Below are 13,975 nucleotides of genomic sequence, written 5' to 3' on the forward strand. Positions count from 1 at the left end.
GTCAGGTCCGCAGGTTCTCGAGCGGGACGCTGAGCCGCATCAGGAGACCGCCCGGCGCCCAGTCGTGCTCCAGCTCCCCGTCGAGCTGGCCGGCGACGCTGCGCTCGGCCAGCACCGTGCCGAACCCCTTCCGGGACGGTGCGCCGGCGACCTGCGGGCCGCCCTCCTCGCGCCAGGTCAGCGTGTAGCGGCCCGCCTCGCGGATCCCGCTCAGCGAGACGCCGCCCGCCTGCGTCGAGAGCCCGCCGTACTTGACCGCGTTGGTGGCCTGCTCGTGCATGATCAGCGCGAGGGCCGTGGCGGTGCGCTCGCCGATCTCGGCATCGTCCCCCGAGATCACGACGCGGGCCCGCCCGTTCTCCTCGTAGGCGGCCATGATCAGGCGCATCAGCCCGAGCACCGTCTGCCCGGCGACCGGCGGGGCGCTGTCGGGGGAGTGCGGGCGGACGTACTCGTGGGCTCGGGCCAGGGCGCCGAGCCGCTCGCGGAACGCCGCCACGAAGGGCTTGGCCGCGGGGTCGCTCCGGGCGGTCAGGGCGGCGAGGCCGCCGACCACCGCGAAGATGTTCTTGATCCGGTGGGACAGCTCGCGGATCAGCAGGTCGCGGGCCTCCTCGGCGCGCTTGGCCTCGCGCAGGTCGCGGGTGACGGTGGCGTAGCCGAGTTCGGTCCCGGTCGGGTCGCGCACCGGGAAGATGTTGTAGAGCACGGCCAGGGGCTCGCCGGTGACGAAGTGCCGGAAGGCGAGTTCGCCCTCCCAGAACCCGTCCCGGCGCACCGCCGGCATCACGGTCTCGGCCAGGATCCGGCGGCTGTCGTCGGTGAAGAAGTCGGGCACCGTCTTCGCGCGGGCGGCCGCGAGATCGGGCAGGCCGACCAGGGCCAGCGCCGCCTCGTTGAGGTGGGTGATCGCGCCCTCGAGGGTGCAGAGCCCGATGAAGTCCTTGGAGGTCTCGACGATCGCCGCGAGCTTGCGGGCCTCGGCCTCGGCGCGCTTCAGGTCGTCGATGTCGGTGCAGGTCCCGAACCAGCGCTCGATCCGCCCCTCGGCGTCCCGGATCGGCATGGCCCGCCCGAGGGTCCAGCGGTACTCGCCGCTGCGGTGGCGCAAGCGGTACTCGATCTCGTAGGGATCGCCGGTCGCGAGGCAGTGGCGCCAGCGCGCCCAGGCCCGCTCCTGGTCCTCGGGATGGAACACCCCGTTCCAGCCCTCGCCGTCCGTGGAGCCGTGCGGGACGCCGGTGAACTCGTACCAGCGGTCGTTGTAGTAGTCGTGGAACCCGTCCGGCCGCGTGGTCCAGACCATCTGGGGCATCGCCGAGGTCATCACGCGGAAGCGGCGCTCGCTCGCGGCGATCTCCGCCTCGCGGGCGGCGACCTGCGCCAGCGTCCTGCGGTGCTCCAGCAGGCTCGAGATCTGGCGCGCCAGAGCCAGCAGGGTCGCGGTCTGCTCCGAATCGAGCCCCGCCGGCCGCGGGACGCGGTCCAGCACGCAGAGCGCACCGAGGGGGATGCCGTGGCTACCGCGGATCACCGCGCCCGCGTAGAACCGGAAGGCCGGCGCCCCGGTGACAAGGGGATTCTCGGTGGTCCGCGCGTCGGCGGTCAGGTCGGGGATGATGAGGAGGTCGCCGGCCTCGATCGTGTGGGCGCAGACCGAGCAGGTGATCGGCAGCTCGCGCTTGCCGAGGCCCACCTCCGACTTGAACCATTGCCGCTCGGCGTCGACCAAGCTGACCAGCGCGACCGGGGCCCGGCAGACGTAGGCGGCGACGCGCACGAGGTCGTCGTAGAGCGGCTCCGGCTCGGAATCGAGGATCGCGAGGTCGCGCAGTTCGGCGATCCGGGCCGCTGCGCTCCAGCGCCCGTCGGTCAGTCCGGCTTCCGCGAGCGGGTGAGGTGCAGGCACATCCATGGTCCCGTCCTCACATAGGTGCGCGACGGGCCGCTGCCAAGGAACCGCCGCGCTTTCCTGCCGCACCCGTTCTGCCGCGCCCGCCCTGCCGCGCCCGCGCGAGGCGCGGCAGAGGTGCCGACGGCTGGGCGTCAGGCGGCGCGGGATTCGGCCAGGGTCGGGTAGTCGACGTAGCCCTCGGGGCCCTGGCTGTACCACGTCGCGGCGTCGTCCTTGTTGAGCGGCGCGCCCTTGGCGATGCGCTCGACGAGGTCCGGGTTCGCGATGAACGTCCGGCCGAACGCGATGGCGTCCGCCTCTCCGGCATCCAGGGCCTTCTGGCCGCTGATCCCGTCGTAATCGGCGTTCAGGATCATCGGGTTGCGGAACACGCGCCGCATCGCCGGGGCGATCGGCGGGTGGTCGGCCTTGCCGAAGGTGCCGTTCGGCCCCGGCTCGCGCATCTCCAGGAAGGCGATCCCGGCATCGGCGAGCACCTGGGCGGCGGCGACGAAGAGCGGCTCCGGGTTCGAGTCGTTGCAGCCCTGGATCGCGCCGTTCGGCGAGAGGCGGACGCCCGTCCGCTCCGGCCCGGCGACCTTCGCCACCGCCCCGGTCACCTCGCGCAGGAGCCGCACGCGGTTCTCGACGGAGCCGCCGTACTGGTCGGTGCGGTGGTTGGTGCCGTCGCGGAGGAACTCGTCGATCAGGTAGCCGTTCGCGGCGTGGATCTGCACCCCGTCGAACCCGGCCGCCAGGGCGTTGGCGGTGGCCCGCTCGTAATCGGCGAGCAGGCGCGGGATCTCGGACACCTCGAGGGCGCGGGCCTCGCTGTAGGGCTTCTTGCCGGAATAGGTGTGGGCCTGGTCGGGAGCCGTCGTCGGCGAGGACGAGACCGGCTTGGCGCCGCCGAGGAAGTCCGCGTGGACCATCCGGCCCATGTGCCAGATCTGGCAGACGATCTTGCCGCCCCTGTCGTGGACGGCCTTCACGACCGGCCGCCACGCGTCGACCTGGGCGTCGGACCAGATGCCCGGCGCGTAGGGCCAGCCGAGCCCCTCCTGGCTGATGCCGGTGGCCTCGGTGAGGATCAGGCCCGCGCCGGCGCGCTGGGCGTAGTACTCGGCCATGATCGGGGTCGGAACGTGCTCGCGGGTGCCGCGACCGCGGGTCAGCGGCGCCATGAAGATCCGGTTCTTCGCCTCGATGGCGCCGACGCGGATCGGGTCGAGCAGGGACGGCATGGGTTACCTCGTGCTGATGCGGCGGGGGCCGCGTCCGGGTTTAATCCGGCGCCGAGGTGGCGCTGCGGCGCCGCGATGCCAAGGTGCTGCGCCGCGGGGCTGACCGTCGCGTGCGGGGGCGCACACGGCGAGACGGGCAGGGCCGGGCTCGCGCGGAGCCCGGCCCCGTCGGCCGTTCCGGGCCTCGCGGACCTCAGCTGATAGCCGACCCAAAGTTCCGCATCCGCCCGCTCAAGCTGATGCCATACGGAACTCAAAGTTCCGTGGCCATATCGCCGAAGTTCCGCATAGCCCTGGCCGGCGGCGTGACCCGGCGCACGGCATCCGCCGCGTTTGAAGCTTGCCGGGCCGAGGGGGACATTGCCCTGCCGCACCCGCCACAGGGCGGCTGCGAGACGGGGCGCCGCCATGGGCTACAAGCACACCAATCCGCAAAACCGGATGAGGGCCGCGGCGCTGCTCCGCCATCTCAAGGGCCGGCTGATCGACGTGACCGGCGTCCGGGTCGAGATGTTCAGCAACACGGCCGCGTCGGCCGAGGCGTACTGGCAGCTATCGAAGGCCCGCGGCGTCCACCTCTACCAGGAGGGCGGCGGCTGGCACGCCGACCTGGAGTTCGGAGGCTTGCCGCCGGGCATCGGCACGATCATCGGCACTCCCGCTCCGGTGGCGACGCGGGCGGAGGCCATCGAGAGCGTCGTCGGGATGATGTCGATCTGCGCGCAGAGGGATACGGTGCCGCCCCCGGACCCTGCGACCGGCCTGCGGTGGTTCAGGTTCGACGAGCACGAGGTCCCGGTCGATGCGGGGATGCTGGCGGACTACATGGAGAAGGCCAAGGCGTTCGGCGTCACCAGGAACGATGCCGTGGTCGAACTCATGCTATCGCGAAGGGAGATAGCGGGGTCCGGCCCGGTGACCCGGGATGCCTGGGCGGCCGCGTCCTTCGAGAGCCGCTACCAGGCGTGCAAGGTGTGCTGCATGGCGATGGCGCTCGGCATCCGGGAGACCGTCCACGAAGCCGGCCTCGACCTCGAACCGGAGGCAGGCCCGGCGCTCCCCGGCATTCACTGACGGCCCGGGGCTAGGGTCGCCACGCATCGGCCCGGTCAGGAAGCCGGAGCCGGCACCAGATACCTGGCCACGTCCGAACGGTTGTAGATCTTCGACCGGACCTGCTCGAAGCTCACCGCCTCCCTCACGCCGTCGCCGTTGAGGCGGCGCAGGGCGAAGAGCGGCGCGATGCCCAGCGCGGTCGAGACCTCCTGAAGGGTGGCGTACCGCGCGGCGAATGCCTCGACGCTCGCGCCCGTGAGGACCTTGAGCGTGCGAAGGCTCGTCGGACGATACTCCGAGGCGTATTCGAGCAGGCCGGCGCGGACCAGCCGCGGCAGGCTGTGATGCTTGATGCCCGGGAGCCTGGCCATCGCCTCAGTCAGGGTCAGGCCGGTTCCGGGCCGCGCAGGCTGCAGGATCGCCCGCACCTCGTCCACGTCGACCAGGAGGTTCTCATAGCGGCGGCCGTCGCCCTGGCTTCCGACCCACCCGAGCTTTCCCTCGAAGACGAGTTGTACGACGTCGGCCGCCGTGACGCGGGCGACGCTGCGCGCCCTCTCGATGGGCACGCGGCTCCCGGACGGCCCCGGCACGGGCACGGCGTCTCGAAGCAGCCGGGCCATGAACGCGTCGATGTCCGCGCGCAGGAAGCGGCGATAGGCCCCAGCGGGCCGGGATGCCTCCGGCAGGATGGGCAACACACCCCGTTCCACCAAGCGGTCGATCTGCCGGATGTCCAGCCCGGTGAGGGCGGACACCTCCTTGTTCGTCATGTGCCCCGCGACGCTCGCGACCAGCGCCTCGAACTCGGGGACGGGGATGCGGAGCCGCCGTCCGGCCGCGGCTTCGGCGGTCCCGTTCCCGACCAACCGCAGCATGCTGCTATCCGCCCGCGCGCTTGAGACCGCGGCGCTCCGTTGGTTGTGGACGCGGCGCTCGTCCAGCGCCACGCCGAGGAAGGGGATGCCGGGGCTCAGGGGAAGGTTCGCGAACGCGTGCTCGCGAAGGACGTCCCTGAACTTCGCGAACGCCGGGTCCTCGCCGTGCCAGCGCAGGACGCGGTGGACCTGCCCGTAGATCCTCTCGTGCCCAACCGAACCGCGCTTCTTCGTCAGTTGCGTCTCGACGATTCGGTCGAAGAGGGTCTCGACCGCCTGCCTGCCCCGGGCGGCGATGCGGTATCCCTCCTCGGCGGCCCTCGCCAGATCCCTCATACCGAGGGCCGAGGGGCGCGTGCCGGGGGCGTGCAGGGCGGAGATACCCAGTCCCTGGCAGAAGGCCATGCCGGCGCAAAGGGGAACGTCGTCGAGCCAGTTCCCCGCATCGACGGCACCGTCGAGACGCCCGGCGACCCACTCGACGTAGGTCGTCGCCTCCCCCTCCGCGGCCTCGGCGCGCAGGCGTTCGAGCCCTGGCAGCACCTGCGAGGCGACCGTCCACGAGAAGTCGCATCCCAGGTGGAGCTTTTCGTCGGGCCGGACATCGACGAGCGCGGCCCCGTGGGCGGCGCAGGCGCGCACCCCCGACAGCACCCATTCCAGGCGCAGCCAGGGACGCGCGGCCACCGGGCCCTCGAACCTGTCCAGGTCCTCGGCGATGCAGTGGGGGCACACGCGGAACGACCCCGCCAGCACGTCCCCCGGGAGCATCGGCGCCCCTGCCACCGCGTAGTCCCTCGCTCCCTCTTCACGCCTCGGCGTGTAGGTGACGAGGGACTCGACCGCCTTGTGGTCCAGGGAACGCAGCGCGGCGAGGCCGCGAACCGCATCTCCATCCCCCCGCAACAGCTCCTTGAACCCGATGCGCATGTCTCGGAGGAACCGGGCAAGGTCGACGCCCTGGATGGCGGCCAGGCGAGCGGCGTATCCCATCGCCGGCTCGCGCGGTTGCAGGGGATGCCCGTGCCTGACGAAGGGATGGCCCGGAATGCGGGTCCGGCTAATCATGAGCGTCGGCGTCCCGCTGCCCGTCCTCAGGGAGTTCCAGGAACGATCCATGATCCAGGCTCCTCCAGGCATCGGTGATGAAGGGGTTCTTGTCCGGCCTCCCGAACGCCAGGGTGCGGCGTTCGTAGGCCTTCGCGAAATGACCGATGGCCAGCGAGGCGGTCTTCCTGTGCAGCGCCTCGTGGATCGCCGACAGGACGAGTTGGCAGATGCGCCCGTACCGGAAGTGTGCGGCGTGTGCGAGCCGCTCCAGGAAGTCGCCCTCGACGAGCCCTGAGACGTCGAGCCCGGCAGCTCCGGCCATCTCGCAGACGATCTTCTCCACGAGGTCGCTTTCATCGGGCATCGCGACGTCTGTAAACACGGTGTAGTCGCCCCGCTTGTCGACCTGCTCATCCTTCCGCGCCAGGTTGATGATCTCCGGCAAACCTGAGAACACGAAGACGATGGGCCAGTTCGGGTCGACCGATGCGCCCTTGATCGCGTTGGCGAGTTCCTGCTGTTCCTTCACGCCCGCATTCTTCCTCAACAGGTGCTGTGCCTCGTCGACGTGGACGACGAACACCCGCTGCGCACGGAGCGCGTCGTTGAGGCCGTCGAACATCTCGCCCTGAAGACTGCCGTTCACCTGGCCGTATCCGGCCTCGCGGATGATCCGCGCCGCCACGAGGCGCGGGAGGCCGTAGCCCTTGAGCTTGATCGAGACGTAAGGCGTGACCGTTCCGTACGGGGTATCGACCGGCTGGAGCCCCGGATGCTCGCGGAGCAAGCGGCCGACCGCCTTCGTCTTCCCGGCCCCGGACTGGCCGACGAGGATGTAAATGTCCGCCTCCTCGCGGACCTCGTTCCGTCCGGCGTAGAAGCGTTCGAGGAAGCGGTCGAAATTGGCCCGCAGGGCGGCGTCCCGGCCGCACTCGACGTACACGGCCCGGACGCGCCTCAAGGTCTCGATGACGCGCTGGCTCCTTTCCGGCATCCTCGACTGGAGGGTACGGAAGTAGGCTTCCTCGTCTTCCCGGTCGAACCGCGGCGCGAGGACGACGGGTCGGCGCTCACCTCTGGTCATTCCTCGTCCTCGCTGTAGCGATTGATGGATCTCGGCGTCGCGTCGGGGTCCGTAGCCGGCCGGACCTCGCGGGCGGGCCCGGCGGGCCTGGCCATCGATTCGCCGAGGATGCCGGGCTCGTCGTCTGCGCCCATGGGCGGGCCGACGGGCGCGGGCCGGGGCTTGGTCGCCCTGGCGCCCGCGCGCTCGAACTCGGCGAACAGCTCGATGTACGTCTTGGCGGACAGGATGTCGGACGGCACGCCCGCCCGGATGCGGGCCTTCTCGGCGGCGCCCTTGATCGAGCGCAGGGCGTCCAGCCGGAACGACCTGCCTTCCGCGTCCTCCCGGGCCTCCAACGCGAGCAGCGCCGCGCTGTTGTTCATGTGGCGCAGGGCGGACACGCCGTGGAACTCGGTCCGCGCCGTGAAGGCCATGTATTCGCCCTCGACGTCGAGGTTGCGCTTGGCCTCCTCCGGGATGCGGATCAGGATCCTGCGCAGGTCGTGCGGGTCCACGATGGCCGTCAGGCGACGGTTCCCGACGCTGCCGTGCAGCAGCGCCATCTTATCGTGCCTGTACTGGATGTGCAGGAAGGTGACGCCGGCGGCGTCGATGGTGCGGTCGTCGAGGCGGATGCCGAAGCCGACCTGCCGTTGGACGGCGTTCGGCGCGCCCGCAAGGACGTTGCCGGCCGTCTCCCAGGCGGTCCGCGGACGGGCCGCGATCTCCGGGTGGGTTCTCTCGTGGTAGTAGTCCACGATGAACCTCACGAGGTGTGTTTCGAGGTCGACGGCGAAGAGGCTCGCCAGCTTGTCGGCCTCGTAGTCGCCGCGCTTGACCACGTTGGAGAACGACTGGCCCGTGAACCGTCTGCAGAATGCCTTCAGGATGCGGAGGGACGACTCGACCGTGGCGCGCCGCGTCGGGTTTCCGCCCGGATAGCGGTGCCCGATCCCGAGGCGCTCCACGGTATCGTGGAACTCGCCCTTGAACACGGGGCCGCCGTCCGTCGCCACCTCGCGGGGCTTCGCGAACATGGGCCAGTCGCGTTGGCATCCCGCGGCCTGCGCGAGCGGCGTCTTGTCGACGAGCACGCTGCGCAGGGCGCCCCTGGCGCCGGCGACCGCAGGCTCGTTCGGCGAGACGTTGAGGCCGACGACGCAGCGGGTGACCACGTCGATGGCGAACGTGACGGTGCAGCGGGTCGCGCGGACGATGTCCTTGGCCTTCTCGCGCGCCTTCGGGCTCAACCTCTCCCGGGCATGCTTGTGGTTGATCAGCGTGAACAGGTCCATTTCCCAGTCGTCGATCTCGACCCTGTCCATGCGCCGGAGCGGCTCGATGCCGTCGATGCTTTCGAGACCATGCCCGACGGGCGTGTACTTCCGGCGGGCCCTTTCCTTGCCCAGGCGCCCGGCGTCCTTGAAGAGCGGATCGAGCTGGTGAACGCGCCGCCTGACGGCGCGCTCGCTGACCTGGAGGCGGTCCTCCGGTTCGCGGTCCCGGTTCAACGCGTCGAGGCGCTCGACGACATTCTCGTAGATGTCGGAGATCGTGGGCTGCGCCTTGCTGGCGTAACCCTGCACCTCGCGCTCGATGACCGAGACGATGAGGCCGTTCAGTTGATGGCGGTTGCCGCAGTTCTTGTACTGCGGCCGGAAAGCCTTCTTCTTGTGGCCCTTGGCTTCGTAGGCGGCGAGCCAGTCCCGCAGGGTCGAGGCTCCGGGCCAGTCGTAGGGCTTTGGGTCCGTGCCCTTGAAGAAGCGGCCGGCAGGGCGCGGCTTGCGGAACGTCCTCACGTACCAGCGGTGGATGGGCTCGCGCTCCCGCTCGATGAACGCCTCCAGCCCCTTGGGCGTGCACGGGGGAGCCTTCACGTAGCCGTCGAGGAGGGCGCGTGCCCGGTAGAACCGGGTGCACCATTCGAGCTTCCAGGCCACCGTCAGGAGTTCGTCCTCGCTCAGGTCGCTCAGGTCGGAATCGTCGCTCCGCTCCGATAGGAGGCGTCCTACGGGCGCGAAGAAATCGTCTTCGACGAGGATGGTTTCGGACCGGCGGAGCCTGTAGTGGTCGCGGTCGGACAGGTGCCAGCGATGGCCGTCGAGGGCCGACCCGTCCGTGAGGCGCCGCAGCACCCAGTGGCGTGCTTGGTCGTCGCGGCTTTCCGGGCGGTAGAACTCGCCCTGGTACCGGACCCGGTCGTTCATCCCCAACCTGAAGGTATCGTAGTGCATGGCTCGGCCCGGGTCTGGCGGAGGGGCGGCGGGGCGGTGTCTCCGTAGGACACCGTCCCGCCGATTGCCGTAGCGACGCCTTAAGCCGCTTGGTTAGCGGGACGGCGGCTGCGCAGGTTGGCTAAGGATGTGTGAAAGCAGAGCTGCAGGCCCGGAGGGTTCAGCAGATCGCCCTCCGGGATGAGGGCGAAGGCCGCCCGCATCGCCCTGACACCCAGGCCTGTCGCCAAGCCGACCTCGTGCGCGGTGACTTCCGGACCGAGGTCCGGGAGCACCGCGCGGACGGCGCGGCGGGCTTCCCCGTCGAACTCCCCGCCGCAGCGCGTGATCAGCCCTGCGTTGGCGACCGTCGCCGGGGAGAGACCGTCGAAGGTCACGAGGCGGTAGTCGTCGGCGAACCGGGCACCGTGCCGCGCGCAGATCGCGGTCAGGATCGCACGCGCCTCCCGGCGGACCTCCTCCGTGGCCTCCGACTTCACGTAGCAGGCGACGCGCTTACCCCCCCGGTAGGTCGCGAGCACGTCCATGAAATGGATGCGCTCGACGCCGTCCAGCGAGTACGTGACCTCGACCTGCTCCTCGATGCGCATCACTTCCGGGAACGAACCGAGCACCGTGATCACGGTGCGTTCGGCCTCGCTCTCGTAGGTGTAGGTGCGATGCCGGAACGGGTCGGCGACCGTGCCGACCTGCGGACCCGTCTTGCGGGGCGCGGGCGTTCTATCCGGGTCGGTCCCGGCGAAGTCGATGCCGACGAGATCGGGCTCCGCCTTAGCGGCACGGCCCGTGTCCCCCTTTGGCGGGGACGGTCCTGTCACCCTTTGGGATCGAGGAAGTCGGCGACGTAGGCCGGGACGTTCCGGCCGGACGCCATTGCGGCGAGGATGCGTTCGCGACCTGACATGGGCGGTACTCCCTGGTAACGAGCGTGACACCGCGCCCCGTGACGGGGCGGGCCTTCGGGTTTTCGCGAAGGGTCGGGCGCCCGCGGGCGCTCCGGGTCAGGTCCGGTTCCGGGATATCGCCATGGTGGGGACACCGCCGGACCGGACGGGACGTATGGTCATGCAGGGCATGCGCGCGCTCCTCCGGTGGGGCCGTTTGTCGGCCGGTGGGTCGATGTCGGACGATGGGTGCATCCTGCACCGCCCAGGCTGACGACAGGTTAACGAACACCCTGGCCGCGCCGATTGCGTGAGAAGCCTGTAAATGACGGGACCGGCAAGGGCGCGCCATCATGGGCCTCGCGGCCCCGGGAAGGTCACCACGTTTCCGTCCGCCGGACGGGCGTGGCGACGCTCCGCGACGAGCTCCATGCCGGTGCCCACCTCGACGGCGACGGCCCCGAGCAGGCTGTCCGACTCGCGGGGTCGATGGCTCCGCAACTCCGCTGCCGGCTGCCTTGCGGGGGGGCAGTTGCGATAACCACTGGGCGGCGGTCCCGCGGCGCGGAGGCCATAACGAGTTCCTGTGGACAACCTCGGTGCAGCCGCCGAGAGCGGCGTCAGGGTGCTTCGTCCCGGATGCCGCCCCTGGCGATTGCGCCCGGGAACGGGATCAGGTTGCCTTCGGCCTTGCGACGGTATTCTGCCTCAAGCGCGAGCTCCAAGCCCTGCTCGATCTCGACAAGGACGGCTCCGAGCAGGTCCTGGAAGTCGGACGATGCGAGGACCCGACGCAGGCGCATCAGGCCGATCAGCACATCGCCGATGTTGGCGTCGGTCTGACTGTCAGTCACGGGCGCCTCCCGCGTTCACCGAACTGCGCCGGCGGGCATATGCCCGATTTCCGGGCTCCGCGACGATGGCGGCGACGTCGGCACCCGAGAGGATGCGGGCCTGGACCAGACGGCGGGCGACCGCATCGATCAGCACATGGTTTTCCTCGACGAAGCGCCGCGCGATGTCGAAGAGCCTCGTCAGGTCGTCGTCGACCACCTTCCTGAAAGCAGGGTCGGTCCGGAGCTGGTCGAGGGCCTCTGTGGGCTCCCCGCGATAGAGCAGCGATGCTCCGAGGCCGTAGGATGCGTGCTTGCCCGCAACGAGGCGGGTGGCATGCGCAAGATCCGAGCCGGGGCCGCCCGCAGAGCCGGTGGTGACGCTTCCCCAACGTTCGTCCGCGGCGCGAGCGGCCAGGATGGACACCACCGCGTTGTCGAGCTCGGTGGCATCCATCGCCGAGGAGTTTCTGAAGTGGACGATGGTGCGCCCCGAGAAGGAGCCCCTCTCGATCAGGGAGACCGTCAGGACCTCGCCAAGCTGCAACCTGAGGTGGCTTACGGCATGACCGGCTTCATGCCTCGCCACGGCGAGAAGCTGGGCCGGTGAGCGCGTCTCGGGTGGCGCGAGCTGCTCGACGAGGTCCGCGAGGACCATCCCGCGGCCGGCGGCGCGGGCCGTCATTCTGGCGCCGCGCGCCCACCCGGCGACGTCGGCGCCCGTGGCTCCGGCGCCGATGGTGGCCAGCGGCATCAGGTCCTCGCCTTCCAGATCGGCTCCCAGGTGCTGGCGCAAGATGCCGGCGATGGCCAGCACGTCCGGCCGCTCGATGTGCACGACCCTGTTCAGCCGCCCGGGCCGGACCAGAGCCTCGTCGAGGCGCTCGGGGAAATTGGTGGCTCCGATCACGATGATCCGGGAGTTCGGTCCGGACACCGCCGACGAGAGCGCCAGGAGGATGTGGCTGACAACGGGCACCCAGAAGTCCCGGTGCCGGCTGTCGCAGTGCGCGCGCGACGGCACGGCATCGATTTCGTCCAGCAGCAAGACGCATGGACCGCAGGCGATGGCTTGGTCGAACACGGCGTCCACTGCCTTGCAGATGTCGTTGAGGTACCCGCCCGTAGACGCGAACCACGACGAGACAGACGTCGCGATCAGCGGGATGCCTGCAGTCTTGGCCAGGCTCCTCGCAAAGCTAGTCTTGCCTACGCCAGGGTCTCCAGATAATACAATGTTCCGATCTTCTACGGTACTCCAGTCACGCTCGCCGCGCTGATATTGGCGAACTGCCTCTACCAACTGCATTCCCCACGCGTGGGCCGCCCCATAGCCAAGGCAGTCGCTCAGCAGCGGCACCGAAGCGAGATCCTGGTCGGCTCCGCCGACCTTCGACGCGGCGGCCTCCTTAAGCCTCCGGACGCAGGCGGCCGCGCTGCTGCCCTTCCGGATGCAGGACGCGAGCTCGGTCAGGGAGAGCCCGTGCCCGAGCCCCGGCGGAAGCTTGCGTGGCCGGGTGCCGGTCACGAGGTCGATCACGAGCGTCATGACCTTGGCGTTCGGGGCGCGCAGGTCGACACGGATGTCCGCCGACGCCAGGAGAGCGGAGGGCAGGTAACGCTCCGGTGCGGTCGATACGCCCAGGACGGAGCGGCCCGAGCTGAGCATGTCGCAGGTCCTGTCGTTGCCTAAGTCGGTCTTCTCGCTGCGGCTGGCGCCGGCCCTCCTGAAAATCTCCGACCACGTGTGCACGCGGGAAAGCGACCGTCCGACGTGCTCCATCCAGTCCGAGCCCGGCACCTTCACGACCATCGCGAGACCCTGCTGGCGCATCAGGCGCCGGCGCTCGGGCGCGGTCAGGGCGTCGAGCAGCATCGCCGTCGCCAGGATGGTGCCGACGGAGGCGTTCGCCAGGAGATCTCCCGGCTTGCCGAGGGCGTCTCCCTCGCCTTCGGGCTCGGGAAGGCCGTAGTCGAGCTCCACCTCTTCGGTACGGGGAGCGGCCCGGCGGCGATGGTCGAGAAGCGAGGAAGGGGTTCTCTTCTTGGAATTGGTCATGGCGGCCTCCATCGCGAGGCCGCCGCGCGCGTCCGTGCGCGCCGGTCAGGCCCCGGGGGGTGTCTCGGATCGTGTGAGGAAGATGACGGCCGGCAGGCCCAGGAGGCCGCCGGCGATGCGCGGTATCTGTTTCAGGTCAATCACGGATTGCTCCTCAGGGTCGGGATACCGCTTCACTCGGCCTCGCCGGCGTCCCAGCCGTCGAAGTCGACGCGGCGGGCGGTCGCAGACACCCTCATGCCGGGGGGCACCGGGGCCGAGCGCTCCTTCAAGTGCCAGGCTTGGCGCTCGGCCTCCTCCAGGGCGGCCCTGCCGAGGGCCACGAGCACGGCGGCTGCGATCCGGCCGAAGCCGGTCTCCCCGAAGGTTTCGCGCGACAATGCAAGGCGCCGGAAAATTTCCCCCACGAAACGCGCGGGATCCTCCGTTGCGGGGACGGGTGCGGCCAGGCCGGCCAGGGCTGTTTGCGCCGCCAACGGCGAGACGTCGGATCGGTCGGAAGCGCGGTCGGTCAAGGCAGCCTCTCTCCGGGGCTGCCGACGCTCGCGTGCGGTCAGGCCCCCTGTTGGGCGGATCGGGAAAGCGACGGTCGGCTGGGAGCCGCGGCCTTCCGTATGAGGTGCAGGGGGTGGGACACGTCGGTCTCGCTTTGGTACTGGGCGCCGCCCAGGCTTGAAACAAACTGGCAACCGACGCCCAGGGCGTCAACCGCTCGAACGGGACCCAGCAATTTGCGGGCCCGAAAGCGGTGGATCCGTGTGGAGGACCCGGGACCTT

10 protein-coding genes are annotated in these 13,975 nt (G+C 70.1%); 1 reads left to right on the forward strand and 9 read right to left on the reverse strand.

The features are described from left to right. Nucleotide 1: 1 nt before the first annotated feature. Together ACLBXO_RS11935 and ACLBXO_RS11940 are read right to left on the reverse strand one after the other, a co-directional pair. On the reverse strand, nucleotides 2-1,915 hold the full coding sequence (locus ACLBXO_RS11935; RefSeq protein ID WP_447685495.1) for a PAS domain S-box protein: 1,914 nt from the start codon (nucleotides 1,913-1,915) through the stop codon (nucleotides 2-4). Nucleotides 1,916-2,046: 131 nt separating this feature from the next. Continuing rightward, nucleotides 2,047-3,138 (reverse strand): alkene reductase, encoded by a 1,092-nt coding sequence (locus ACLBXO_RS11940; protein WP_331312585.1) that lies wholly within the window; start codon nucleotides 3,136-3,138, stop codon nucleotides 2,047-2,049. Between the two features lie 408 nt (nucleotides 3,139-3,546). Between ACLBXO_RS11940 and ACLBXO_RS11945 the strand changes: the two genes are divergently transcribed. Further along, nucleotides 3,547-4,212: a hypothetical protein gene (locus tag ACLBXO_RS11945; RefSeq protein ID WP_447685496.1), complete on the forward strand. Its 666-nt coding sequence runs from the start codon at nucleotides 3,547-3,549 to the stop codon at nucleotides 4,210-4,212. A 35-nt stretch (nucleotides 4,213-4,247) separates the two neighbouring features. On the opposite strand, the gene ACLBXO_RS11950 is transcribed toward ACLBXO_RS11945, so the two are convergent. From ACLBXO_RS11950 to ACLBXO_RS11980, 7 genes are all read right to left on the reverse strand, one after another. After that, nucleotides 4,248-6,191 (reverse strand): TniQ family protein, encoded by a 1,944-nt coding sequence (locus ACLBXO_RS11950; RefSeq protein ID WP_447685497.1) that lies wholly within the window; start codon nucleotides 6,189-6,191, stop codon nucleotides 4,248-4,250. Further along, on the reverse strand, nucleotides 6,133-7,206 hold the full coding sequence (locus tag ACLBXO_RS11955; RefSeq protein ID WP_447685498.1) for an ATP-binding protein: 1,074 nt from the start codon (nucleotides 7,204-7,206) through the stop codon (nucleotides 6,133-6,135). Before ACLBXO_RS11955 ends, ACLBXO_RS11950 begins: the two co-directional genes overlap by 59 nt. Beyond that, on the reverse strand, nucleotides 7,203-9,422 hold the full coding sequence (locus ACLBXO_RS11960) for a hypothetical protein (RefSeq protein ID WP_447685499.1): 2,220 nt from the start codon (nucleotides 9,420-9,422) through the stop codon (nucleotides 7,203-7,205). Before ACLBXO_RS11960 ends, ACLBXO_RS11955 begins: the two co-directional genes overlap by 4 nt. A gap of 80 nt (nucleotides 9,423-9,502) precedes the next feature. Next, on the reverse strand, nucleotides 9,503-10,240 hold the full coding sequence (locus tag ACLBXO_RS11965) for a hypothetical protein (RefSeq protein WP_447685500.1): 738 nt from the start codon (nucleotides 10,238-10,240) through the stop codon (nucleotides 9,503-9,505). Between the two features lie 686 nt (nucleotides 10,241-10,926). Continuing rightward, a complete protein-coding gene (locus ACLBXO_RS11970; protein ID WP_447685501.1) occupies nucleotides 10,927-11,160 on the reverse strand; it encodes a hypothetical protein in 234 nt (77 codons plus the stop codon). Then, a complete protein-coding gene (locus ACLBXO_RS11975; RefSeq protein ID WP_447685502.1) occupies nucleotides 11,153-13,198 on the reverse strand; it encodes an AAA family ATPase in 2,046 nt (681 codons plus the stop codon). The genes ACLBXO_RS11970 and ACLBXO_RS11975 overlap by 8 nt, the downstream gene beginning before the upstream one ends. A 173-nt stretch (nucleotides 13,199-13,371) precedes the next feature. After that, a complete protein-coding gene (locus ACLBXO_RS11980) occupies nucleotides 13,372-13,713 on the reverse strand; it encodes a hypothetical protein (protein WP_447685503.1) in 342 nt (113 codons plus the stop codon). Nucleotides 13,714-13,975 lie beyond the last annotated feature (262 nt).

Source organism: Methylobacterium sp. C33D, assembly GCF_053345825.1.

Excerpts from the sequence above, each read along its gene's own strand:
- ACLBXO_RS11975 (WP_447685502.1), bottom strand. The coding sequence starts at position 13,198 with ATGACCAATTCCAAGAAGAGAACCCCTTCCTCGCTTCTCGACCATCGC.
- ACLBXO_RS11950 (WP_447685497.1), bottom strand. The coding sequence starts at position 6,191 with ATGGATCGTTCCTGGAACTCCCTGAGGACGGGCAGCGGGACGCCGACG.
- ACLBXO_RS11960 (WP_447685499.1), bottom strand. The coding sequence starts at position 9,422 with ATGCACTACGATACCTTCAGGTTGGGGATGAACGACCGGGTCCGGTAC.
- ACLBXO_RS11955 (WP_447685498.1), bottom strand. The coding sequence starts at position 7,206 with ATGACCAGAGGTGAGCGCCGACCCGTCGTCCTCGCGCCGCGGTTCGAC.
- ACLBXO_RS11935 (WP_447685495.1), bottom strand. The coding sequence starts at position 1,915 with ATGGATGTGCCTGCACCTCACCCGCTCGCGGAAGCCGGACTGACCGAC.
- ACLBXO_RS11945 (WP_447685496.1), top strand. The coding sequence starts at position 3,547 with ATGGGCTACAAGCACACCAATCCGCAAAACCGGATGAGGGCCGCGGCG.
- ACLBXO_RS11940 (WP_331312585.1), bottom strand. The coding sequence starts at position 3,138 with ATGCCGTCCCTGCTCGACCCGATCCGCGTCGGCGCCATCGAGGCGAAG.